General features: G+C 42.1%; 13 protein-coding genes and 3 rRNA genes. 9 read left to right on the forward strand and 7 right to left on the reverse strand.

The genetic code is table 11. The annotated features are described in order from the left end of the window. Positions 1-38: 38 nt before the first annotated feature. On the reverse strand, positions 39-1,664 hold the full coding sequence (locus U4956_RS12945) for a transposase (protein ID WP_323088133.1): 1,626 nt from the start codon (positions 1,662-1,664) through the stop codon (positions 39-41). Between the two features lie 536 nt (positions 1,665-2,200). Between U4956_RS12945 and murI the strand changes: the two genes are divergently transcribed. From murI to U4956_RS12960, 3 genes are all read left to right on the forward strand, one after another. Then, entirely contained in the window at positions 2,201-2,968 is a 768-nt protein-coding gene (gene murI / locus U4956_RS12950; protein ID WP_323091104.1) for a glutamate racemase, read from the forward strand. Between the two features lie 2 nt (positions 2,969-2,970). Next, the gene (locus U4956_RS12955) at positions 2,971-4,362 is read left to right on the forward strand and encodes an aminopeptidase (protein WP_323091105.1); all 1,392 of its coding nucleotides are present in this window, start codon (positions 2,971-2,973) and stop codon (positions 4,360-4,362) included. Between the two features lie 261 nt (positions 4,363-4,623). After that, a complete protein-coding gene (locus U4956_RS12960; RefSeq protein ID WP_323091106.1) occupies positions 4,624-5,463 on the forward strand; it encodes a GH25 family lysozyme in 840 nt (279 codons plus the stop codon). Between the two features lie 403 nt (positions 5,464-5,866). On the opposite strand, the gene U4956_RS12965 is transcribed toward U4956_RS12960, so the two are convergent. Then, entirely contained in the window at positions 5,867-7,168 is a 1,302-nt protein-coding gene (locus tag U4956_RS12965) for an IS30 family transposase (RefSeq protein ID WP_323091107.1), read from the reverse strand. A gap of 918 nt (positions 7,169-8,086) precedes the next feature. Between U4956_RS12965 and U4956_RS12970 the strand changes: the two genes are divergently transcribed. From U4956_RS12970 to rrf, 3 genes are all read left to right on the forward strand, one after another. Next, positions 8,087-9,615, forward strand: a 16S ribosomal RNA gene (locus U4956_RS12970). A 352-nt stretch (positions 9,616-9,967) separates the two neighbouring features. Further along, a 23S ribosomal RNA gene (locus U4956_RS12975) occupies positions 9,968-12,848 on the forward strand. A 233-nt stretch (positions 12,849-13,081) separates the two neighbouring features. Next, a 5S ribosomal RNA gene (rrf, locus tag U4956_RS12980) occupies positions 13,082-13,188 on the forward strand. The 16S, 23S and 5S rRNA genes sit together here, the layout of an rRNA operon. Before the next feature lie 215 nt (positions 13,189-13,403). Here the strand turns inward: rrf and U4956_RS12985 are convergent. Then, the gene (locus U4956_RS12985; protein ID WP_323091108.1) at positions 13,404-14,426 is read right to left on the reverse strand and encodes a hypothetical protein; all 1,023 of its coding nucleotides are present in this window, start codon (positions 14,424-14,426) and stop codon (positions 13,404-13,406) included. Between the two features lie 874 nt (positions 14,427-15,300). Between U4956_RS12985 and U4956_RS12990 the strand changes: the two genes are divergently transcribed. Beyond that, on the forward strand, positions 15,301-17,160 hold the full coding sequence (locus U4956_RS12990; protein WP_323089107.1) for an ISL3 family transposase: 1,860 nt from the start codon (positions 15,301-15,303) through the stop codon (positions 17,158-17,160). A gap of 56 nt (positions 17,161-17,216) precedes the next feature. Here U4956_RS12990 and U4956_RS12995 read toward each other — a convergent pair whose 3' ends face one another. Together U4956_RS12995 and U4956_RS13000 are read right to left on the reverse strand one after the other, a co-directional pair. Then, positions 17,217-18,092, reverse strand: coding sequence for a hypothetical protein (locus tag U4956_RS12995; protein WP_323091109.1), 876 nt, complete (start codon positions 18,090-18,092; stop codon positions 17,217-17,219). A gap of 14 nt (positions 18,093-18,106) precedes the next feature. Next, on the reverse strand, positions 18,107-19,723 hold the full coding sequence (locus U4956_RS13000) for a transposase (protein ID WP_323089942.1): 1,617 nt from the start codon (positions 19,721-19,723) through the stop codon (positions 18,107-18,109). 401 nt (positions 19,724-20,124) lie between these two features. Here U4956_RS13000 and U4956_RS13005 point away from each other — a divergent pair, with 401 nt between their 5' ends. Further along, the gene (locus tag U4956_RS13005; protein WP_323091110.1) at positions 20,125-21,498 is read left to right on the forward strand and encodes an IS4 family transposase; all 1,374 of its coding nucleotides are present in this window, start codon (positions 20,125-20,127) and stop codon (positions 21,496-21,498) included. Between the two features lie 650 nt (positions 21,499-22,148). Here the strand turns inward: U4956_RS13005 and U4956_RS13010 are convergent. Next, on the reverse strand, positions 22,149-23,420 hold the full coding sequence (locus U4956_RS13010; protein WP_323091111.1) for a sensor histidine kinase: 1,272 nt from the start codon (positions 23,418-23,420) through the stop codon (positions 22,149-22,151). Then, positions 23,417-24,085 carry a LytTR family DNA-binding domain-containing protein gene (locus tag U4956_RS13015; RefSeq protein ID WP_323091112.1) on the reverse strand — a complete coding sequence of 223 codons (669 nt, stop codon included), beginning with the start codon at positions 24,083-24,085 and terminating at the stop codon, positions 23,417-23,419. The genes U4956_RS13010 and U4956_RS13015 overlap by 4 nt, the downstream gene beginning before the upstream one ends. Before the next feature lie 474 nt (positions 24,086-24,559). Between U4956_RS13015 and U4956_RS13020 the strand changes: the two genes are divergently transcribed. Then, positions 24,560-25,195: a hypothetical protein gene (locus U4956_RS13020; RefSeq protein WP_323091113.1), complete on the forward strand. Its 636-nt coding sequence runs from the start codon at positions 24,560-24,562 to the stop codon at positions 25,193-25,195. The last annotated feature ends 227 nt before the right edge of the window (positions 25,196-25,422 follow it).

The following is a 25,422-nucleotide window of genomic DNA, read 5'->3' on the forward strand; positions in this document are numbered from 1 at the left end:
GGATTTTAAACTAGTTTAGCTATATACATCAATGACTGTTACAGATGAGTATAGCCGCGCATTCTACTTCGTTCCTTATCAAGGTTTAGATGAGTTGGAATTTCTATATCTAAAATTTTATAAAATTGTTTTACGTGCTTGTTAGGAACTTCGATCACAACTTTTTTATTAGGTCCTAGGCAGCACATCAACGATTGGGTTTTCCCAAATAATCGTGATGTAGATACGCCGGTATTTTCCATTTGTTTTCGAACGAGCAACAGAATGATTGTATCGATAATATCGTGCAGGATTTTCCCTCTGACTGTTGTATCGCTCCATTTTGAAAGAGGAAGCAGTTCCAAATACTCTTTACTGGTTTTGAAAACTGTCTCTATCTCAGTGCGGCAGAAATACCGATAAAGCAAATCTTCAGGAGAAGTATCGATGTTGGATAGAAGAACAAAATATCCGAATTTGACAGTCATCCAGTCCTTGTCTTTATCCTTCATCTTTTGAAACTCATCTTTGTGGTCTTCAAGATAATCAATAAAGTGGTAAAGCGCATTGTTCTGATCTACATAAACGTAGGCGTATTCGTCATATTTTCCGTATAGTTTGATTTTCTTCTTTCTTCCGAAATAGGTGTGATCCTTACGAACAAACTGGTATTTCCCTTTATTTATCTGGTCTTTGAACTGCCAGTAGAGTTCTTTGAACGGGTACCCCCGTCTGGCTGGCATCCGGCTGATGACGGATTTTGAACTTCCAATATGGAAAGCGGCTATCAGCGGCTCACATACATAGCCAGCATCAAGAACCAGCGATTCAATTTCAATATCCAAAGTCGAAGCGACATCATTGACAATGTTCATCACCGTGCTTAAATCCAGCACATTGCCAGGAATGATGTCATACCAAACTGGCAGGCCAGTCGCATCGTCTAAAACCAAGACCAGGCGGATTTGAATTTCAGATGACGAAAGTCCATGGCAGCATAGTGCATTAAAAGGGTTGTTGGTAATCTGGTTTGGAAGAGGAGTAGAGTCTACGTAGCATCCCTGGCCAAATTTTGGATTTTGTTTCTTCATCAGCTTTATAAACTCTTTGAAGAATGCCACCCGGGTTTTATCGCTTCCCAGCAAAGAGAAAAAAGCTGTATCGGAGTGTAGGGATTGAATTGGCAAGTCTTCAAATAAATAAGATGCATAAGATTTTTCAAGAAAATCATCACAGCCAATTTTTGATCCATCTCTGAGAACTCCATGAAGAATATGAGCAAGAACCCTTTCCAGTTCTTCTTTTTTTGGAAAAACCGTTTTGAAAACCTCCAGCAGGCCACGTTTTTCTAAAAATTGTAGAAGTAGATATGAGTCACCAAAAACCGTATGAATTTGCGGCTCTGGGAAAACCAGCTTACATTGGTTCTCTTTTTCTTCTTCTGAAACAGGAGAAAAAGTATCCGTAGTCACGTTATAGTGAACTAAACCACGTGTTGGAGAAAGAAAAACCCCGGATTTCTTATCCTCAGCAAGTGAAATCACCTTGCCAAGACGTTCTAAAACCTGTTGAGCAGAATGGTTTTTCCTCTCTGGCGCATAAATAGACTTAACAATGGCCGCGGACCCAGAGACTATGTTATTTTCAGCATCACGAACGATTTTCTGAACCTTGATATAAGCCATAAGTAGAAGCACACTCCTCTATGCTTCAAAGTAGAAGCACATTTAGTATAGTTCTACCGAGGAAGATATGAAATTTAATTGATGCTTAAAGGGTTTGTTGGAAAAATAGACAGTGTGCTTCTACTTTCCTGATTATCTAAGGATGATTCTTCTCCTGCTTTTCGGTTTGAAAAATACTGATCCTGGTCAATGTGACCAATCTGGACGAACTAACGACCAGACAAGGCCATTCTTGAAAAGATGAGTATCCTGACGCACAAATATGTTAAATTGATGGCGACAAAAGAACTGAAAAGTTCAGCTGCCAAAGGAAGTCGAAAATAAGGATCAAAGACCCTTCAGATGAAACCCGATCTCACCTGCATCAAAAAGATGTAAAGCGATCCTCGCAGAGGTGGAAATACTTCCCTAAAAAGAGTTGATTACCCGCTCCAGGGCAGCATGCAGAACAGAAAACGGGCTCCTTCGGGAGCCTTTTTTCTGTTCATTTTTGTACATCTAGCTCAGACTGGAGTATATTTTGAAAAGGTGATGCTATGAAACCCAGTGACCCGATTGGTGTATTTGATTCAGGTTTAGGCGGCCTGAGTGTAGTCGATACTCTGCGCCGGATGATGCCTGATGAACAGATTTTATATTTTGGTGATTCCGCCAGAAATCCTTACGGAACCAAGACGATGGACGAAGTCCGCCAGTACTCCTTTGAAATCGTCGAGCAGTTTCGAAAACAGAATGTCAAGGCCGTGATTATCGCGTGCAACACCGCAACCAGTGCTGCGGCAAAAGAACTGAGAAAAGCTTTCGATTTTGATATTGTAGGCATGGAACCAGCCTTAAAACCGGCTGCCGAAATGAAAACCCCCTCAAAAATTGCCGTCTGGGCTACCGAGCTGACACTCAACCAGGAAAAGTTCGCTCATCTGATGGAACGTTTCGATTCTAACCACGATATTGTGCGCGTGCCATGTTCCAGACTGGTCGAACTGGTTGAAACAGACCAGCTTGAGGACCAGCAGACGGTAGACGCAGCTTTGAAGGAATATCTCAGTCAAAGCGAAGACGCTGAATTTATTGTGCTTGGCTGCACCCATTTTCTGTTTTTCAAAGACCGGCTCCGACAGCTTGCCGGCGGCCAGGTTCAGATTATTGATGGGAATGCAGGAACAGTCAATCGTCTGCATTCTTTGCTGGAACAGAAAGGCCTTCTGGCGCCTGCTGCGAAGGGGTCATTAACGATTGATAATTCTCAACCGGAAAAGATTGATTTATCCTGGAAGCTTTATCACAGTCTGGAGGAAAAATGAGTATGAATAAACAGAATGTCTGGCTTGCTGCTTCATTGGAACAGAAGCAGGAAATCATGACTCTGGCCGATAACTATATGAATTTTCTTTCTCTTGCCAAAACTGAACGCCGCTTTGTCAAAAGCGCCATCCAGCTGGCAGAGGGATTCGGCTATAAAAACATTAACGAATATGTAGAAAATAACCTGCCCTTACACCCTCAGGATAAGGTGTACTACAACATGATGGACAAAGCCGTTGTCCTGTTCCATGTTGGCAATCAGCCGTTAAGCCAGGGAATGAATATTCTTGGCGCCCACATTGATTCGCCAAGACTGGATGTCAAATCTCATCCACTCTATGAAAAAGATGGCATCTGCCTGCTGGATACTCACTACTATGGCGGGATCAAGAAATATCAGTGGGTAACTGTACCTTTAGCTTTATATGGCGTGGTCTACTTAAAAGACGGAACCCATGTAGATGTTGCAATTGGCGATCATGACGAAGATGAAGTCTTCATCGTGACTGATCTTCTGGTCCATCTGTCCCATAAACGGATGACCAAATCCGCGGATGAAGTGGTTGAAGGAGAACAGCTGAACGCTCTGTTTGGTTCGATCCCTGAAGCGGACTGCGATAAAGATCCAGTCAAAGCGAACATCCTGGCTTTACTGAAAGATCGCTATGGAATTGAAGAAGAAGACTTTGTCAGTGCCGAACTTGAGCTTGTCCCGCTTGGCAAAGCAAGAACCTGCGGCTTTGACCGTTCTATGGTCCTTGGCTATGGTCAGGATGATAAAGTCTGTGCCTATACCTGCTTACTGGCGCAGCTTGAAACTTCCAACGAAGAAATTGAACGGACTTCTGCCTGCCTGCTGGTCGATAAAGAAGAAATTGGCTCCATGGGCGCTAGCGGTATGCAGTCTCGCTTCTTTGAAAACCAGGTGGCTGAACTGATGAATGCGCTGGGTCAGTATAACGAACTCAATGTCCGCCGGGCTTTGCAGAATTCTTTCATGTTGTCCTGCGACGTAGCGGCTGCCAACGATCCAAACTATTCAGAAGCTTCTTCGCCAAATGGCAATATGGCTGACTTTGGCTATGGTGTCTGCGTTTCCAAGTATGTGGGTTCTCGTGGCAAACATGGCTCCAATGATGCCAGTGCAGAATACCTGTCGAAGATTCGTCAGATGCTGGCCAAGGATAACATCGTCTGGCAGACTGGTGAACTTGGAAAAGTCGACCAGGGCGGCGGCGGAACCATCGCCTACATTCTGGCCAACTATGGCATGCAGGTCGTTGACTGCGGCGTGCCTTTGATGAATATGCACGCTCCATATGAAGTTTCCAGCAAAGCAGATATCTATTCTGCCCTGCAGGTCAATAAATCATTCCTCAAAAACATGAAGTAAACCGATCTCTTGATCGATCGGATTGAAAAAGGTTCTGGTCCACGCTTACTGGATCAGAACCTTTTTATGTGAGGGGCATGCAGCCAGAGTTAAAGACCAGAATCCAAAGATCAGAGAAGTCATAAAAATCACATCACCAAAAGCGAAAGCCACCCAGCTGCAGCAGAACCTTGCAATCTTTCAAAACTGCCAGAATGAATCAACGCTGGAGGTTGCACGCCGAAAAGAAAACTGGAAGAATGGTAACGATTGGAGGAAATCATGTCCAAACGAAGAAAACGTCGCTCAAAAGTCCGCCTTCATCGCGTTCTCATATTACTTTTCACTGCAGCTCTTATCCTGTATTGCCTGATCATTGCGGTTGGCTTTGTTCGAAATCTTTTTCACCGCCCAGCCAGGCTTCCCGAAGAAGAAAAGACTGAACAATCCATGATTCAATCCGGCTATGCCCAGGCCTGCCCGGATGAAATCGCAAGCCTTACCCGTTTTGGAATCGATGTCTCCCAATACCAGGAAAGCATTGACTGGAACTCTGTCAAAGAATCTGGAGTTGAATATGCCTTTATCCGGGTAGGGGCCAGAGGATATGTCTCTGGGGAAATCTACGAAGACGAGACATTTCTGGAAAATCTCTATGGAGCCAAAGAAGCGGGAATCCCAGTAGGGGTGTATTTCTTTTCGCAGTCGGTCAGCAATGAAGAAGCTGTGGAAGAAGCAGAATATGTCCTGAGTGTTTTGAATGGTTACTCGCTTGAACTGCCTGTTGTCTTTGATTTCGAACTGCCTGCTGATGAACAGGCGCGCACCCATGATCTTAACAGCAGCGAAATTGCCAGTCAGGCACAGGTTTTTCTGGAGCATATCCAGCAAGGTGGATATCAACCGATGCTCTATCTCAACAGCGGGCTGTTTTCCATCTACGAAAATGCCGGCCTCACTGAGCAGTGGCCAATCTGGTATGCCGAATATGGAGTCAGTCAGCCTGATCGGTGCGGTTTGGATATCTGGCAATATTCTGAAACTGGAACAATTCCGGGAATCTCTGATCATACAGTTGATCTCAACTTGATGCGTCAGGATTTCCTGAAAATCCAGTCCTGATTGAAATGTGAAATATTCTCCTGCCTTTATCGATAAAAGGGCAGGATTTTTGCTAAAATCCCGTAAAATGATGGACAAAATAGTAGCAGGCAAAATTTTGTGTCGTCTACGTAAATTGAAATAGTAAATTCCAACCCTAAAAGCGCTTTATTTCGTTTGGAATTTACTCCTTCAAAAACATAGAACTAAAGGCTATTTTCAAAAAATTAAGACCAGAAATACATAGGATAAGTTCCAATTTGATACAATGAATAGGCCTAAGAGTCTTTAGGAAAACACGACAAAAAGAGCAGTTGTTTATGGGATATCTCCATTTGAATGAGTTAATTCCAACTGCTCTTCTTTCATTTACTCGCCCTCAGTATATCTGGTTTCAGCTTTTAGCGGGTCAAGATTTTAGCTTTTAGTCTCTTTTTTTGATCAATGCAGGTCGAAGCAGAACCTCGTCTTTGTCTACTGTCTCAATACAAAGATCTTTGGGTAGAGATTCATCGTTGAGAAGGAAGACAATGTTTTCGATAGGGGTTTTATTGAATTTATGAATTCTTCGATATGAGTTAATATGCGAAAAAATCAGATTCAAATCCTTCTGAGATCTAAGTCCTAACTGACGTAAATCAGTCTCTTTTGGGCAAATATATCGCAGGAGAGTATGATTTTTTTCCACTTCTGCTTTTTGAGATGACCGCATAGGATCGCAATAGAAGATTCGAACACCAAGTCGTTCGATTTCTTCTGCCTTTGTAAATTCTGACCCTCGATCGGTTAAAATTACATTGAAGTATTTTTTGAATCGAGTTGATCCAAGCCAGTTTCTGATGGTTCGAACGCCGCTCAGCATCTCCTGGGCGGTTTTTTCATCGTGATAGATCCCAATCATGAATGATGACTCTGGATGAATAAAGGTCTGGATGAACGGCCCGTTAGAGACATCGTTATAAACCGTATCCATTTGCCACACAATCGTGTCAGGATGGGCATCCATATAAGCCTTGAAATCCTCATTGGTTCTTCCTTTGAGGTACTTACGGTCGACGCGCGGTTTGTAAACGGCCTTCTTAGCGGCTTGCTTGCGATTGACGGTTCTCCGCTTTGTGAACTGGTCAACACCATAAGGCTTGAAATACCCGTCGTTTACGAGGCTGTGAATACGGCGGCTGCTCAAAGTGATCTCCGGATGGTTTTCCAGAATCACCTCAATGGACTGTCCCTTGCTCATACAGCTGCTCAGAAGGTTGCCAAGGCTGTCAAATTCCTCGGGGGACATATTGAGTCCGGTTCTTGAATCAGAGAGTTCCTGGGTGTATTTCTGGTGGGCAACCTCTGCGTCGTATTTGTATTTGTATTGAACGCACGTTCTGATCTTTGAGCATCCGTTACAGACAAGTTTCCTGTCCCTGATCTTGCAGGGCATGGGTTCAGCGCGCTCGCAGGGAGAAAGGCATTTATTGTTGCGGATTTTTCCGTTGTAAGGGCAACCGGTTTTGATGTAAACGCAGTCTCGGATGACATTTTTAATAACCACAGAAGATTCCTTATACAACGGAGCAGGACAGTAGATCCGATGCTTCTTAACCTCCTTTCCAATGGTGCTGTTGTCCTTGCCGATAACCTGAGCGATGGCGGTTTTGGGAGAGCCATTATTAAGGCCTTTCTGGATTGCCTGACGGTCCTCCAGAGTCAAATGACTATTTTTAGCTGACATGGAATAAGTCCTCCTTCCAGTGGGCCAGAAATCAAAGAGAGTGAGGACTCAAAAATGAATCAAGTACAGCTTACCTGAACAAGTGGAATTTGAGAGTGCAAAAATAGTGGAAGTTAGTTGTGTAGGGAAAAGCGCCAAAAGAGTTGGAATTTAATATGAATTGGAAGTTGGAATTTCATGAAAGACTAAATTCCAATTTTGGTTCTTACGCAAATAGCGTGTTTAGCTACTGTTACTATTATTGACGATAGCAATTGTAGCTAATAGTAATAACCCAAAATGTGATAGACAAGCTCATCTCGAATTAGGCATTGTTATTTAATCAACAGCATAAATGATGCAAGTTTATTTATTCACCAGGGTTATTAGTGTTAAAAACTACATTTGCGTAAGATCCCCAATTTTTTCCGCCAGGGTTGGAATTTACTATTTCAATTTACTTGAAAAGTTCAGGTGAATAGTTTTGCTTGACAGAAAATGGCAAAAAGAAGTATTCTGTACAAGCTTTGAAATTTGGTAACAACAAAATTCAGAGCTGGGAATTTCTTTGTGAACTTATAAAATGATTTCACAAAAGCGTTTGACCCGGGATACCACCCGGTGTTATAGTAACTGAGCGTTAAGAAACACGGCAACAAAGTTGCTGACCTGACGCGAATCATCTTTAGATATCGAAGAAATCATTGATTGTGAAGTTCTTAAAAATATTTCACAAAAGATATTGACTTCCGATATGGCAGATGATAAGATAAACAAGCCTTGTGAGGGAAGTTGATTTACTCACAAACAGATAGCTCTTTGAAAACTCTGATTACAGACAATTCAATATTCGAAATTAACACGTCGATTCTTGAAACAACACTTAATACTTCAATAATCAATTCACGAAATATAAACGCAATAGCGTTGAGTCAATATCAAATGGAGAGTTTGATCCTGGCTCAGGATGAACGCTGGCGGCATGCCTAATACATGCAAGTCGAACGGAACACTTTTGTGTTCAGTGGCGAACGGGTGAGTAACACGTAGATAACCTGCCCATATCCGGGGGATACGCTTTGGAAACGAAGTCTAAAACCCCATAGGAAAACAGAAGGCATCTTCTGTTTTTGAAACAGGCCCTAAAGCCTGGGAGATGAATGGATCTGCGGTGCATTAGTTAGTTGGCAGGGTAAAAGCCTACCAAGACGATGATGCATAGCCGGCCTGAGAGGGCGATCGGCCACACTGGGACTGAGACACGGCCCAGACTCCTGCGGGAGGCAGCAGTAGGGAATTTTCGTCAATGGGCGCAAGCCTGAACGAGCAATGCCGCGTGAGTGAGGAAGGTCTTCGGATCGTAAAGCTCTGTTGCAGGTCAGAAAAGAAGAAAAGAGGAAATGCTTTTCTTTTGATAGTAACCTGCCAGAAAGTCACGGCTAACTACGTGCCAGCAGCCGCGGTAATACGTAGGTGGCAAGCGTTATCCGGAATGATTGGGCGTAAAGGGTGCGCAGGCGGCGTGGCAAGTCTGAAGTGAAAGGTACGGGCTCAACCTGTACAGGCTTTGGAAACTGCCACGCTCGAGGACAGGAGAGGGCGGTGGAACTCCATGTGTAGCGGTAAAATGCGTAGATATATGGAAGAACACCAGTGGCGAAGGCGGCCGCCTGGACTGTTACTGACGCTCAGGCACGAAAGCGTGGGGAGCAAATAGGATTAGATACCCTAGTAGTCCACGCCCTAAACGATGAGGAGCAGGTGTCGGGGGTAATGCCCCGGTGCCGAAGCTAACGCAATGACTCCTCCGCCTGGGGAGTATGCACGCAAGTGTGAAACTCAAAGGAATTGACGGGGGCCCGCACAAGCGGTGGAGTATGTGGTTTAATTCGAAGCAACGCGAAGAACCTTACCAGGCCTTGACATGGGATGCGAAGACTTAGAGATAAGTTGGAGGTTATCATCCACACAGGTGGTGCATGGTTGTCGTCAGCTCGTGTCGTGAGATGTTCAGTTAAGTCTGGCAACGAGCGCAACCCTCGTGATCTGTTACTACCAGTAAGTTGAGGACTCAGATCAGACTGCCGGTGACAAACCGGAGGAAGGCGGGGATGACGTCAAATCATCATGCCCCTTATGGCCTGGGCTACACACGTACTACAATGGCGCCTACAGACGGAAGCGAAGCTGTGAAGTGGAGCGAACCCGAGAAAAGGCGTCCCAGTTCGGATTGAAGTCTGCAACCCGACTTCATGAAGTTGGAATCGCTAGTAATCGCGGATCAGCATGCCGCGGTGAATACGTTCCCGGGCCTTGTACACACCGCCCGTCAAACCATGGAAGCCGGCAACGCCCGAAGCCGATGGCATAACCCTTAAGGGAGTGAGTCGTCGAAGGCGGGGCCGATGACTGGGGTTAAGTCGTAACAAGGTATCCCTACGGGAACGTGGGGATGGATCACCTCCTTTCTAAGGAGAAAGTACAAGGAAGCATTAAGTAACTAAGTTGGAGTCTGTAACAGAGTTTTGGAAGAGCGATCTTCCAGACTGATTCGCTGCAATAGCGGCACTGGTCTTCAGAAATGGAGAACAGTTCCAGTCAGTCACAACATGGATCTTTGAAAAACGAACATCAGTATAAGACATAACAGAAGGTCTGACGTAAGTTGTAAGTAGCAACGTTACGAAAGTAACCGACTGAAAAGAGAAGAAGAAATTCGATCTTTGAAGTCACAAGATTTACCAAGTCAGAAAACAGTTAACAGTTCTTATTAGAAAAATCTCGAAAAAGCATAGTTAAAAACAAGCATATTTGAAACTAGATCAAGCAAGGAAGGGCGTACGGAGGATGCCTTGCCACTCTTGAATGATGAAGGACGCATCAGACTGCGAAAAGCTGCGGGGAGCTGTCAGGAAAGCGACGATCCGCAGGTATCCGAATGGGGGAACCCGGCTGGAGTCATATCCAGTCATCCATGTCTTTGATATGGAGAGCAACCCGGTGAACTGAAACATCTAAGTAGCCGGAGGAAAAGAAAACAACAGTGATTTCCCGAGTAGCGGCGAGCGAAAGGGAATTAGCCCAAACCATAGCGATATGGGGTTGTAGGAGCGCAACAGACAAAACGCGAGTGAACAGGAACGTGATGGAAAGCACGGACACAGAAGGTGAAATCCCTGTACTGGAAAGCAAGCGGAGTAGTCAGCGAGATCCTGAGTACGACGGGACACGTGAAATCCTGTCGGAAGCAGGCGGGACCATCCGCCAAGGCTGAATAAGTAAGAGTGAGCGACAGTGAAGAAGTACCGTGAGGGAAAGGTGAAAAGAACCGCGCAAGCGGAGTGAAAGAGAACCTGAAACCGTATGCCTGCAAGAAGTCAGAGCCCGTCAAAGGGTGATGGCGTGCCTTTTGTAGAATGAACCGGCGAGCTGCTTTTGGATGCAAGGTTAAGCAGGAAAATGCGAAGCCGAAGCGAAAGCGAGTCTTAACAGGGCGAATGAAGTAGCCAGGAGCAGACCCGAAACCGGGTGATCTAGCCATGGGCAGGTTGAAGCAGAGGTGAAACTTTGTGGAGGACCGAACCGACCATCGTTGAAAAGCTGGCGGATGACCTGTGGCTGGCGGAGAAATTCCAATCGAACCCGGAGATAGCTGGTTCTCCCCGAAATAGCTTTAGGGCTAGCGTTAACGCAAGCCTGCGGAGGTAGAGCACTGAATTCATGATGGCCCCATCCCGGGGTACTGAATGGAATCAAACTTCGAATGCCGCAAGGATAGTAGTTGGCAGTCAGAGTGTGGGTGATAAGGTCCATGCTCAAGAGGGAAACAGCCCAGACCGCCGGCTAAGGCCCCAAAATGATGACTCAGTGGAAAAGGATGTGGGGACGCACGGACAACTAGGAGGTTGGCTCAGAAGCAGCCACCCTTTAAAGAGTGCGTAACAGCTCACTAGTCGAGTGGCCCTGCGCCGAAAATGTACCGGGGCTAAGTCATCTGCCGAAGCCGCGGATAAGGATTGAAAGATTTTTATGGTAGGGGAGCGTTGCATGTTCATGGAAGCAGAATCGTGAGAGTCTGTGGAGGACATGGAAGTGAGAATGCCGGTGTGAGTAGCGAGATGCAGGTGAGAATCCTGCACACCGAAAGCCCAAGGATTCCAGGGGAAGGTTCGTCCGCCCTGGGTCAGTCGGGACCTAATGATAAGCCGACAGGCGAAGCAGATGGAAAGCAGGCGAAGATTCCTGCACCCGCAATAAAGGCGATGGAGTGACAAAGACGGGAAGTGTGACCCTCTTAATGGATTGAGGGCCAAGCGCGGCAGTACGGATCCAGGCAAATCCGGATCAATGCGTACAGAGCGTGAAGGGTAAGCGAAATCGAAAGAAAGTAGCCAAGCACATGGAGCGGCTTTCAAGAAAAGCTTCTAGCTTAAACTTTATTGCGGCCCGTACCAAAACCGACACAGGTGGGCGCGCTGAGCAAGCGAAGGTGAGCGAGAGAACTGTTGCCAAGGAACTCGGCAAAATTGCCCCGTACGTTCGCAAGAAGGGGCGCTCGAGAGAGCCGCAGTGAAAAGGCCCAAGCGACTGTTTAACTAAAACACAGCTCTATGCAAAGCCGCAAGGCGAAGTATATGGGGTGACACCTGCCCGGTGCTGGAAGGTTAAGGGGATCTGTTATCCGCAAGGAGAAGCAGTGGTCCGAAGCCCCAGTGAACGGCGGCCGTAACTATAACGGTCCTAAGGTAGCGAAATTCCTTGTCAGGTAAGTTCTGACCCGCACGAAAGGTGAAACGATTTGGGCGCTGTCTCGGCAGCAGACTCGGTGAAATCTTAGTACCTGTGAAAATGCAGGTTACCCGCAACTAGACGGAAAGACCCCATGGAGCTTTACTGCAGCCTGGTATTGGGTTTTGGATGATCATGTACAGGATAGGCGGGAGGCTATGAAGAAGGAACGCCAGTTTCTTTGGAGCCGCCGTTGGGATACCGCCCCTGATGATTTGAAGCCCTAACGTGAAGAGAGAATCTTACAGACAGTGCCAGGCGGGCAGTTTGACTGGGGCGGTCGCCTCCTAAAGAGTAACGGAGGCGCCCAAAGGTGCGTTCAGTCTGGATGGAAACCAGACAGAGAGTGTAAATGCAAAAGCGCGCCTGACTGCGACACCAACAAGTGGAGCAGGGACGAAAGTCGGGATTAGTGATCCGGCGGTGCCGAATGGAAGGGCCGTCGCTCAACGGATAAAAGCTACCCTGGGGATAACAGGCTGATCCCGCCCAAGAGTTCACATCGACGGCGGGGTTTGGCACCTCGATGTCGGCTCATCGCATCCTGGAGCTGGATTCGGTTCCAAGGGTTGGGCTGTCCGCCCATTAAAGCGGTACGCGAGCTGGGTTCAGAACGTCGTGAGACAGTTCGGTCCCTATCTGTTGTGGGCGCAGGAGATCTGAGGGGAGCTGTCCTCAGTACGAGAGGACCGGGATGGACCTGCCAATGGTGCATCGGTTGTCACGCCAGTGGCACAGCCGGGCAGCCAAGCAGGGAATGGATAAGCGCTGAAAGCATCTAAGTGCGAAGCCAGCCCCAAGATAAGATCTGCGGTAGATAAGACCCCTTGAAGACTACAAGGAAATAGGCTGGGTATGGAAGTTACGTGAGTAATGAAGTTGGCCAGTACTAATCGGTCGAAAGCTTAATCTAAGATAAACGAGAGCGCCTGTTGGAGTGATGAAGAATGAAGGATATGGAAACAGAGTCAAAGACGCAAGTTAAAGACAATGATTCCAGAATCATTCAAAATCACAGACAGGCGGTAATAAGAAGTAAACGATCAGAAATGATCCGATCATAACTGTAACCAAGGTTATGTTGAAGCTGGTGTTTGTTTTTGAAAGATCCATGAGATAAAATGGTTAAGTCGCAAGACAAACCGGTATGGTGACGATAGCCAATGGGTCACACCCGTTCCCATCTCGAACACGGCCGTTAAGCCATTGAACGCCGACGATAGTGTAAAAGCAAAAATAGGAAGTCGCCAGACAAAGTTAAAGCCCTGAAGGATAAAGGAGAAATCTGATATTCTTCAGGTTTTTTTGTTGCTTCACATACTCTGACTTGTCGTAAAAATAAAATAGGAAGTCAACAGACAAAATGAATTCCTGAAGAATAAAGGAGGAATCCGATGTTCTTCAGGAATTATTTGTTGGTTGAAAATCGGAGGGTTTCTTAAGTGGACATAAGAATCTTATCAGATCTTTATTGCTTTACAATGTCCATGAAAGTCATACCGTCCGGTGTATATAAAACGTACGAATTAGGAAAATCGTCTTTGATATAATTCTGATACTTTGCATATTGTTGCTGAACAAAAGCCGGAAACTCCTCGATGGGTTTATCAGGAGAGGCGATGTAGAAATCCATTGGTGCGTAAAGCCCCGTAAATGGTTCAACCATGATCATTTTCCCGTTTCTTCCTTCAGGAATAATTGTGTTGACAGGCTGTACTAAATCGCTTGAAATAACATGCACTTTCCAAGTGCAGTCATCGACTTTGATTGGTTCGGAAAGTTTTCCAGTAAACTCGCTGTAATCATTATTTATTCCTGGAATCATTGAAAGTTTCGTGTTTGTCTCGTGGTATGTTCCATCTGCATTAATAGTTAAAAATGCACTTGGTCCGCCAGCGTATCCCCAAATATTTTTTACAAATTCTTGCCCAGCAAAACGTTCATATAACGTTGGGTTTGTTTCCACGTATCCTTCTCCAAGCACTTTCCAAGCGACTTGGTCATACATCCATCCAGAATTTATCAAAGCGTCTTGCTCAGCGCGACTGGTTGTATAATTGTGTGAACCGGATTTTGCGTTTGGATTATAGGCTGAGTACAGATTGATTTCTCCGCCTGAATAGAAAACGGGTTGGGTATTATTATCTATTAACCACCCTAAAGAAGCCAAAGATTTAGCTTCTTCCAGATTGGTTGTATAGTAATGATCGCCGCCATCTGCATTGGGATTATAGAGGCGGTAAACGCCTTCTCCTTCATATGGAGCTACCCAGCCAACTCCTTCAAACACCCAGCCCGCGGTTACGAGCGTGGATTTTTCATCAGACGCTGACGTGTATAAGTGCTCTCCAGTGTTTTCGTTATAGAGTCGGTAAATATTCTGACCAGCAGTATCTGACAGATCTTCTGCCAGTAGGGGTGTGGTAAGCAGAAGCGATGCACAGCATGTTGCAGCCAATACCGAACTCATTCTTGATGCTTTGTTTTTCATGTAAATCTCCTTTAAAACTGAAAACAGTTAACAGCTGCATTCAGAATCATGTAGAAGCAAAAAAAGTTACATAGTTGCAATTACAGCCCTGATTCAAATGGATTTTCATCCGTGTATCCTAATACTGCCTATTCTAAATTATTTTAATGTAGTTGAATTATCTCCATAAATAGCCCAAGATCAGGTGATTATCTACCTAAAATGCCGTTAATATTCCTCATTGATCAGAAGGCTATATATTCATGCTTATTAGACCTCGTTAATATATCATGTATTGATTGTATCTAGTGGTGAGTCTCAATTGCATTTAGCTAAATCCTGTATAGATAAATTTAGGGACGTTCGCCTTGCTTAAAGTAACAAGAATGAATGATTTATTTATCAAAAAATCATTGTGATGAGACACGCGCGTTCCGTTGCATTGACTTTTACATTAATGAGACTTTGCGTCATTAGAGCTCTGCACTTTATATAAAGATCTAATGGTAATTCGATCTTTTGAGAATAAATATAGACGTCATTGGGACAGATCTTTAGGATGATACGCCGAATATTTTAAACGAGAAACTCCATTATAATCGACTGGATTTCTGACAATAACTAAATCATAGTCCTGGTTCAACTTATAAAAGTTATATTTCCCAGAAGGAATATCATTAATTTTTGGTTCTTACGCAAATGTAGTTTTTAACACTGGTGATCAGTAGGGATTGTCCGCAATGACAGTCCCTTTTTTGATCATTTAAATAAATTAATTATCTTTATTAGGTTTGTTAAGCATCTATAATCAATAACCTTATTGCTCATTATTGCTTATTTCATTATCATAGAATTTCATGCTCTTTAAGGGGTTTCTGAAAGGACTGTGGTGACAATGAACAAACTGAGTTTTATCCGTATTCACGAAGAGAATAAGCCTGTTCACGATATTGAGTCCTCTCTCTTTGGTGAAGATTTGATTAAAGACGCTGACCGACAGGATTATCGGGACAAGTATGGCTGCCTCCACTTTTTTCGTATTCATGCTCCAGAAACCGGGAAAATCAGTGGACCAAACGGTGAAAAATGTATTTCCACAAATGGATATCAGGAACGCATCTGTCAGATCATGCCTGTTGGAGGCCAGACTGCTTATGTTCATATTCGCCAGGAACGCCTTGTCTACTTCAATAAGCATGGTAAGAAAGTTACTTTTGTGCTTCCTGTCAAGGGATACCGCTTTAATCAGCGGAAAAGTGACGAACTTACTGTTTTTCTGCTGTCTATTTCACTCTTCTGCTCGGCAAATGTGGCAGCACACGTGTGCCAGTCCATGGGCATTGATGTCTGCCATGATACCATCACCAGAATCTACAAAAACATTACAATCGTAGATAACCCTGATATCAAGGCCATTGGTGTCGATGACGTCAGTTCCAGAAAAGGGCGAACCTACCACACAGCTATTTACGATCTGAAAACGCACCAGGTTATTGCGCTGCTTGATGGAAGAGATGGCCAGGCACTTAAGGAGTGGCTGAAAAAACACCAGAAGGTTAAGATTGTAACCCGTGATCGTGCTTCCGCTTTTGCTTCAGCGATTTCTGAGATCTTGCCAGACTGTACTCAGATAGCAGACCGTTTCCACTTATTCCAGAATCTTGTAGGCCGTATTAAGGATATTTTGAAGTGTGAAATTCCATCTACACTCTATGTAAAGGATGGAGAGATTACTTCAGTAAAACCTGAGACAGAGAAAGCCGCGCCTGCTGTTCCAGAAAAAGTGGAATATGACAATACACCCGTTGCCGAAACAAACTGCCAGATCATCAAAGACAAAGCCAAAAGTGACGATTTTTACGCAGAACAGTATGAAAGACAGGCAAAAGTCTGTTCTGATAAGTACGCAATGATCTGTTCTTTGCGAAAAGAATGGGCTGAGACCGTGAAGCCTAAGTTCAAGGATTTTCAGGAGAAATATGACATCTCCTATCCTACTTTAAAAAAATACCTGAAGATGACGGAAGAGGAAGTTGAAGGAATAAAAGAGGTTAGAAAGCGACCAAAGTATAAGACAGACATGGATAACTATATCAATATAATTTATAAAATGGTTATTGATGGCCATAAACCCGCTGTCATCTATTCATACCTGCAATCTAAAGGATGCAGGGCCTGTTATGGTACGGTCTTGCATTATATTCATCAGATGAAGAATACTCATCTCAAAGACGAACTCATAAAGCCTTTTGACTATGACAGGGGCACTGAAGCGGTTCAGATCAAACGCTACGACATCGTGAAATACATGGTAACCAGCGATCGGGACAAGATGAAGGAGACTGAAGTTGCGAAAGTGTACGAACAGATTCTGGATAAGTATCCTGCAGTGAGATTCTGCGATCAGCTCTGGAAGGATTTCCATGAGACATTGATGGGAGACAATCCAGATAAACTTGACTGGTTCTGTACCAAATATGAGGAGAGTAGAATCCAAGGCTTTATAAACGGCATAAAAAAAGATATTGCGCCGGTCAAGAACGCAATATCCTATGAGCATAGCAGCGGGTTCGTTGAAGGCGGCAACTGCCGCTATAAGCTTGTCAAACGTACCATGTTTGGCAGAGCCAACATTGAACACCTGTTCCATAAGTTTTATGCCCAATCTAGTATAACGTGTGGTGGATTAAATGCCAGAACTTTGTTAGCAGACTGGATTGAAAAATCACGTTGGGAAGACAAAACGGTCATTTAAACAATGATCATGAATGAGAAACAGTCAGAATGAGAGGCTTCTACTGATCACCAGTGTTAAAAACTACATTTGCGTAAGATCCTAATTTTTTTATAGATCAAAGAATCTTTAGTTATAACAACTCTAAAAACCCCTTCTGATCCGCCTGAGGAAAGGTATGATAAATCCTTTTCTGCACCGAAACCACCAGGTTGAACGGGGGCGTTTATTGCAGACAACATTTTCGCTTCACCGGTCTCTTGTGGGAACCAATAATATGTGGATTTGAAAGTTCTATCTCCCGGGGCGTTATATAACTCGCAAACGATTGTTCCAGTTTCTAAAGGAATAATCTGGTGGGCTCTAATGTCAGTTGGAACTTCTTTGAGATCCTCGCCATCAAAGAAAACCAATTTCATAACTGAACCGTCCATATACTCAAAAGAGATTCTTTTTACGTTTTCTTGCATTTCGATCCCTTTTAGCAGCCTAGGAGATAAAGAACCAACAGTTGCTTTTTTCTCCCATACTGTTTTGCATCCTTCATCTGTAATCATTAACAACTCAAGTGAGGAGTAATCGTTTTCTATCTTTTCTACCAGTCCATAAAGTTCATCATCTATAATAGAAAATACAACTGCACCAGATAAACTAGAAATGGTAGCGGAAAAAAATAGTTTGTTGTCACAAAAGATTTCGTTAATAAGTCTATTATTTTCTATGCGTATCCTGCTTTCGTAGAGTTTTTCATTTTTGATAAGAAAGTCCCAAACTCTAATTCCTGAATCAGGATTTCTAGAACTAATTAGCTTTAATTCTTCAGTTTCACAATTCCACCCATATAAATTAATAGTGGGAAATAAGCCCGATGAACAATCTAAAGTTTGGAAGAAAAAACAATTATCAAAACCTGAGTTAGGCTGTATTGAAATATTAATCCTGAGATGAGACAAAAAGTGGTACTACATTATTGATTGGTCAACAAACTGCGTTGGAGGTTTTTAACATCCAATGTCCCTGGGATTTCTATGTCCAGAAGTTTGGCGAACTCTTTGACCTTCTTGGTGGGCGTCTCAATATGAGCTATTTCATTGTGGTCGACCAGACACATTAATGAAGAAACTTTCCCAAAAACAGATGGCATAGATTCTCCAGACGGTGATATTTTTTCACGAATTCCACAATAAACTATTAAGCTGATCACATCGTTCAGAATCTTACCTCTAACAGTTTTATCTGTCCATTTGCTTAACGGTAAAAGCTGCAGATACTCTTTGGCTGTTCTGAAAGCCAATTCAATGTCCACTCTGTTAAAATAGTTGTCCAGAATCTCCTCGGGCGTTGCATCATAATTGGAAATCAAAATGAAATATCCATATCTGACAGATTCCCAATCCTTATCTTTGTCAGACATTTTTTTGAAACGCTCTGGATCTTTCATTACTGCTTCTCGATGGTGTTGCAGGGCATTATTTTTATCTACATAAATGTAGTAGTAAACAGGCTGCCCGAACAGCTTGCCTTTCTTACGGAAGCCAAAATACAGATGTCTGTCACGGACAAATTCATATTTACCTCTAGGTATCATGGATTTGATTTCTCTGTATATCGTCTGAGTATGATAGCCCCGCCTGGCCGGACATCGAACAATGAACTTTTTCTCTGTTCCGATGTGATAGGCAGTAAACAGTTCTTTGGAAGCATATCCGGCATCAAGAACAAAATCATCTATTTCTATGTCCAGAGTAATCTTGACATCTTCCATGACGTAAAGAATTGTATTCAGATCAATAACGTTTCCTGGAATAATGTCATACCAGACAGGAAGATCTGTCTGCTCATCAAGAATCATAACCAGGCGAGTCATCACGGTCGATCCACTTACTCCATGACAGCACAGCGCATTGAACGGATTATCAACAATGTCATTTGGAAGAGGTGTCGAATCTACATAACATCCTTTGCCAAAGCCGGGATAAAACCGGCGCATTTCTTTCACATAGCATTCAAAAAAAGTAGTTCTGGTTGCATCGTCACCCATCATCTCAAAGTAGTACGTATCACTTTTGAGAGAACATTGAGGTATGTCCAGAAAAAGACTTCCCATAAATGAGCGCGCAGTAAAATCTTGGCAATTGATATGGCTTCCGTCCTTGGCAACAGTATGGACGAGATGAATAAGTACCCGTTGTAGATCCAATTTGTTGAAAAACGTCTGCTTTAAAGCCTTTAGAAGAGGAGAATTATTCAAAAAGCTGACAATAAGAAAAACATCTCCAAAAATGGAATGGACAGGTGGATCTGGAAAAGTTCGATCTTTTGGCAATCGTAAATCGCCCCTGTCTACCTCAGAAAATTTGTCTTGGTCAGCAGAATACTCAATCAGGCCTCTTGAAGGAGACAAAAATATTCCTGATCGGTGATTTTGGGCCATCCAAATCACCTTGCCAAGATTTTCCCGCAGGATTTGTCGTGAGTGAGATGCTTTTCCTTTGACATATACCGTATCAATGAGTCCAGCCGAACCGGAAAGCACTGTTCCGTCAGAAGACATTTTAACTTTTCGAAGTTTGATAAATGGCATGCTTAGCACCCTCCTTTGTGTAGTCTCAGGTGGTACTACACAAATTATAGGAGTCCTAAAGTGAAAATCAAAACAGATGCTTTATCTATGGTTTAAATTTTATTCCATAAAAATCGGAACAGGCAAAATGGTCATGTAGTACCTCTTTTGCACTTATCTCAGGTTAATGTCATTAGGAATGGATGAAAAAATTTCAGATACTGGATAATAATTTTCACTTTTCTCTCTAGCAAGCAATGTCATTTAGCTTAGTTTTTGATAGTTAGTATTGTCCACCATCCGTGTACAGATGGTGGATTTTATGTTTTCTGGTTTAACGAAAATTAACTTTGACAATAACTCCATAATTATCTAATTTAATCCTTATCACGTTGAAAACATAACTTTATAAGGAGGAAAATATGGCAACTAAAGTTACTTCGCCGTCCGCGATTTATCAAAAATTCATGAAATCCCTTGAGGAATTTGCCTACAAACAGGAGAAGATTCTTGCTTCTGAAATAGGAGCTTTCTCACGCAGTCATTATCGATCATCAAAAATAAACTTGTTCCATTTCCTGAATACATCCATTATTGGGAATGGGGCAACACTCTCCGATTTGTCCATGAACTATTTCGGCATGGGCAGTGTAAGACCATCTGCTTCAGCACTTGTTCAGACAAAAACCAAAACTCCAGTCAGCGTATTTTCAACACTGCACAAAGCCACATTGGCACTTTATTCCATGGATAAAAAATATAAAGAACACAGGGTAATCGCTTTTGACGGAACCAATGAACCTGTTGCGCCAAATGAAGATGAACCTGACTACATCATTTATACCAAGAACAAGGAAAACATTATCCGGGCCGGTATTCACGTTAACGCAGCCTATGACGTACTTAATGACAAATTTTTAGCCATCGTCACTCAAGACCAGAGGTCCAAAGACGAACGGGGCGCTGCTATGAAAATGGTCAAGGAGATTCATGAAGCTTATCCTGGCGAGACATTTCTCTTTGTCATGGACAGAGGGTATTTCTCTTACCCATTATGTAAGCTTATTGAATCCTTAGGGCACAAATACCTCATACGTATGAAAGAACGAGAGTATAGCTGCCTGACTTATACAGAGCTTGACCATACAGAAGACCAGCAGATCAGCCGCATTCTTACCCACCACCAAAGAAAAGGGGAAAAAGAAAACCCCCAGATGAAATACCTGGTCAAAAAATCAATGAGACAGATTGATCCAGAATCTGAATTTATTGATTTTGACTGCAGGGTGGTAGCTATCGAGATTGGCGACAACGTCTGGGAAGGACTGATTACCAATCTGGATGAAGCAGAATTTCCTCCGGAGGCTCTTGGATTTATTTACCACCTAAGGTGGCGAATCGAGCAGAGTTTCTCCTGGCTTAAATATGGAATAGGAATGAAACGTATCCACTCGATAAAAGCAGAATACATCATTCAGGAGATTTATTCATCCCTTATCTTCTACAATCTGGTTTCCGAGATCAAAAAGTGTGTTCTTGAATCATCTCAATCAGATAATAAAGAAGAGAATCAGACAACTTATGAATACCAAATCAATACAACTAAGGCGATACGGGCTATCAGGAACACGTTCACCCCGAAGTGGACGAAGAATCGAACGATTCGTCAAATTACAAAAGCGGAGTTTCAGGCTCTGACCGAGGAGCTGCTAAGAGAAAAACTGCCCGTTCGGCCGGAAAGGAGCTTCAAGCGAAATCTCCATCCCAATCGTTTGATATGGTTCACCTATCGATAAGTGCATTATATGCGCATCTTATTGATACAAGCCACCCATACAATTCTTAAAAATGGCTCTTATCGAAGGGTTGTTTTTAGTGCACCTATTTTGATGAATACAGCCAAATCAATCAGTATATTTTGTGCTTGGTTGGTGCATATGGATATAATCAGCAGCAAATTCTATTCCTATCATCCACTTTGTCTTTGATTTTTATACAAAGTTTGAGGTCATATTTTTCTAGCTAAATGACATTGATGTCCAAATATTAAAATCTCACTTATTAATGAGAATTTTTGGATCTTACGCAAATGTAGTTTTTAACACTAATAACCCTGGTGAATAAATAAACTTGCATCATTTATGCTGTTGATTAAATAACAATGCCTAATTCGAGATGAGCTTGTCTATCACATTTTGGGTTATTACTATTAGCTACAATTGCTATCGTCAATAATAGTAACAGTAGCTAAACACGCTATTTGCGTAAGAACCGAATTTTTCGGTGTCAGCAGACATCTTTTCTGCCGGAAACAGAAAACAAGGAATGAGGGAAACTGGCTGGTTTCTTTCATCCCTTGTTTTGTAGATTTCTTTGTTAGTGATAACTCTTCATCCAACGTATGCTGACAGAGGAAGCCTATTAGATGCTTGGATCTGGGAGATATTTAATTTCTAACCGGCGTTGATGGAGTGGAGGGAGAATTTGGAATTTTGATTTTGAAAATAAACTGTTTGTTTTGAATAATTTCCGTAGTTCCACCAAGCTTTCGCGTGTTGGAGCGGATAATCTGAATTCCAAGTCCGTGACCTTCTTCCTTCTTATCAGAAACTAAATCTGATTGGCCGCAAAGAGGATTTCGACATTCAAGCTCTAACGTTCTATGTTCATTACTATCTCGAATTCTGAATGATACTTTACGCTCCCCGCTTTTCAGAGCATACCTGATGGCATTATCAAGAAGATTAAACGTAATGATGCTCAGTTCAAATTCAATCATTTCTGGAATAGGGGCAAGAACTTGGATGTTGAAATCGATAGATGGATAGTTCTGAACTTTATTATTAAAAATGGCATTCAATGAAGCTGAATTTGTATAGATTATATCCCGATATCGACTGGTTACATCGGTCAGATTTTGCAGATAGCGTTCCAATTCCGCATTCTCTTTGTTCTTGACTAGAGTTTGAATTGTAGCCAAGTGATTTTTAATGTCGTGCTTCGTTTGTGAGAAAATTTCAGTTTTGTTCGATTGTTCTATTTTGTATTCTTCAATAATCTGTCTGAGAGCCTGATTTTCTCGCTCCTCCATAAGTTCTGATAGCATTCGAAACTGCTGAAAGATTTCATAATACATTCCAAAACAACAAAAATCTGCAACCAGCATCGTCAGTAGATAGGTATCAGACTGTATGTAAAAATAGCCTTCAAATGCACCATAGAAAATCACTGAGGGGAGAAGGCAACTCTTCAGCATTCTTTCCCACTCAGATGATTCAAGACTGTCTTTAATTTTTTGAAATCCCAATCCTGTTAAGCTAAAGACGAGGAAACGGGAAACAAGCGAAAGACTGAGTATTAGGGCATAGTTGTCATAAAAACCAAGACCAACTTGATCTAGAACAGTCATCCAGATTAACGTGCAGATTCCACCAATTCCATAAAGCAGAAGTACAGAGGTCCAGGCGCATGTCCAACTGATCTTGAAACCGCAGCGACAATACAATACGAGTATCACGACCAGAAGAAGTTCTGTGATCTCCGGAATATCAATGGTTACTGAAGATAGCAGAAAATCCAACATAGAAAACAGCAAAACCAATCCAATTGATTTTAAACGATTAAATTGCGTTGGGAATTTCGCTGCGGTAAAGAAAAGAAAATAAGATAAGATATCTCCTAGACATCCAATGGCGTCAAGATAATTGAAGTCAATCATAAACGTTTTGTGTACTCCTTTAATGCGGTGGATTTCATTCTTCTGCTGGGATAGAGCTTTTGACCATTCTGGATCAAAATTTCATCTCCGTTCCAGTGTTGAATAAAAAAAGGATTGACCAAGACGGATTGAGAAATCTGAATAAATTTATTATTTGATTGTTCCTGAATCTTTCCCAAAGAAAAATGAGAAACCGGAAAACAATCATTTCTGGTATGAATGAGAATTTGCCGTAAATCTTTTTCAACAAACAGAACACTACCCACCGGAATTGTTATAGGTTTCTTGTTTGAGATGACGCTGAGATAGTTGGCTTGACTGGACCAACAAGCTTCTTCAATTAGTTCGATCAAGTGTTCTTTCTTTTCATCTTTTCGGACAAATCCAATGACATTTCTTCCAAAGGCTTGGGGCATATAGGACTCATAATTGGTGTAGTAAATAATCGAAGAGAATAATCCTGACTTCTTCTTCATAATGTCAATGCTGCTTTTTCCAGAAATATCGATATCAATAATACCAATGTCAAATGTCGAATCGCCTAGATAGTCCAAATCGCTCAAACAGTTGACTATTTTTAATTCGATGGGCAAATTCAGCTCATTTAGGATGGATTGCAAGGTTTTGATATCGTTTTGGCAATCTTCTAAAATTAATATCTTCATACTTATCATGGGTAGATAGACCCCTTGTAATTACATAGTCTGTTTCGGTGATTATTATAAATATTACTTAGCTAAATTACACGTTGATATTAAATATACCATCGGTTTTCTGTAAAAAATGTTCGCTTTTATCTGAATGCTCCATCATTATGTCTAAATTGGTATAGGGCATTTAAGTATAATGGTTTTGTTTAAAAACATCGTTGCTTAATTACTAAAATCTCAAAGCTTAGTAATACAAAATGTCTTCTTCTTGACTCGGATTATCTGGAAGGCTGTTATCCTCTGGGCTTTTAATGAAAACTATAGGATGAGAGTGTTTATTACAAATTTTTATTGCTTAGCGTTTGTAAGGACTCACGCCTAGCTGATTTTTACTATGTCATCTGGGGATTAATACCGTATTGACACCCCAAATTACCGAATAGACAACCTCTATTTACTGATAATGAAAAATAATTAAGAATATAACCGATGAACAAGAAAGTTTGGATAGCAATCTTCAAAAAAATGAATCGCGATTATTTGAAAACGAGTGATACTCAATTTTTAATGAGTTATGTGGAATTAGTGGCAAGTGAATTAATAAGTATCTTAATTCTTCTAGGTCTAAGTGTAGCTATTGGAAAAGCTGAATTGGGTATTTGTTTTATTGCGCTATTTTCTACGGCTCAGCTACTATTTCCCAGTATTCATTTCTATAAGCGTTGGATTTGCGAAATTGTTTCAGATTCTTTGTTTTTCGTTGCTGTATTTATAGCCAGTGAAATTGAGAAATTAGATTTAAACGTACTTGGAAGTTTGTATTATTTTTTGACAGTATTGCTGTTACTGCTTCTTGTTTATCAAAAAAAGAAATTGCTAAAAATAGCTGTTCTTCTGTCTCTACAATTAATGATCGTGTTTTTTTTCGGGAATGAATATATAGGTGTATCACTTCTTACAATGATCGAAGTTTTCATTCTTCAGATTTTGGGTGATAAGAGAGTTCAAGATAAGTATGCAAGCTTATATAGAATCGCACCTACTTATGTTTCATGCTATCGATTGTATGTACCGAAATCATTGGGATATTCGCTGTTATTGATATTTCGATTATCCTATATCTAATTCGAAATGAACAAAAACTACTAAGATTTTCAGATTAGGAACAGTCCGTTAATTAACTGATCATTTTTCATCGATCTACTATTGGGACCACAAAGGGCATATTAATCTCAAGCAGAAATACATGACTCTTAATTAATTTTTTTAATTTATTAAAAATTATAATTCTATTTCAGAGAACAAGGCACCAATAAACGGAGCACGCAATTCTATCGGTTGAATGATCAATT

The sequence above is a fragment of the Allobaculum sp. JKK-2023 genome (assembly GCF_034745455.1).
Taxonomy (GTDB): domain Bacteria; phylum Bacillota_I; class Bacilli_A; order Erysipelotrichales; family Erysipelotrichaceae; genus Allobaculum.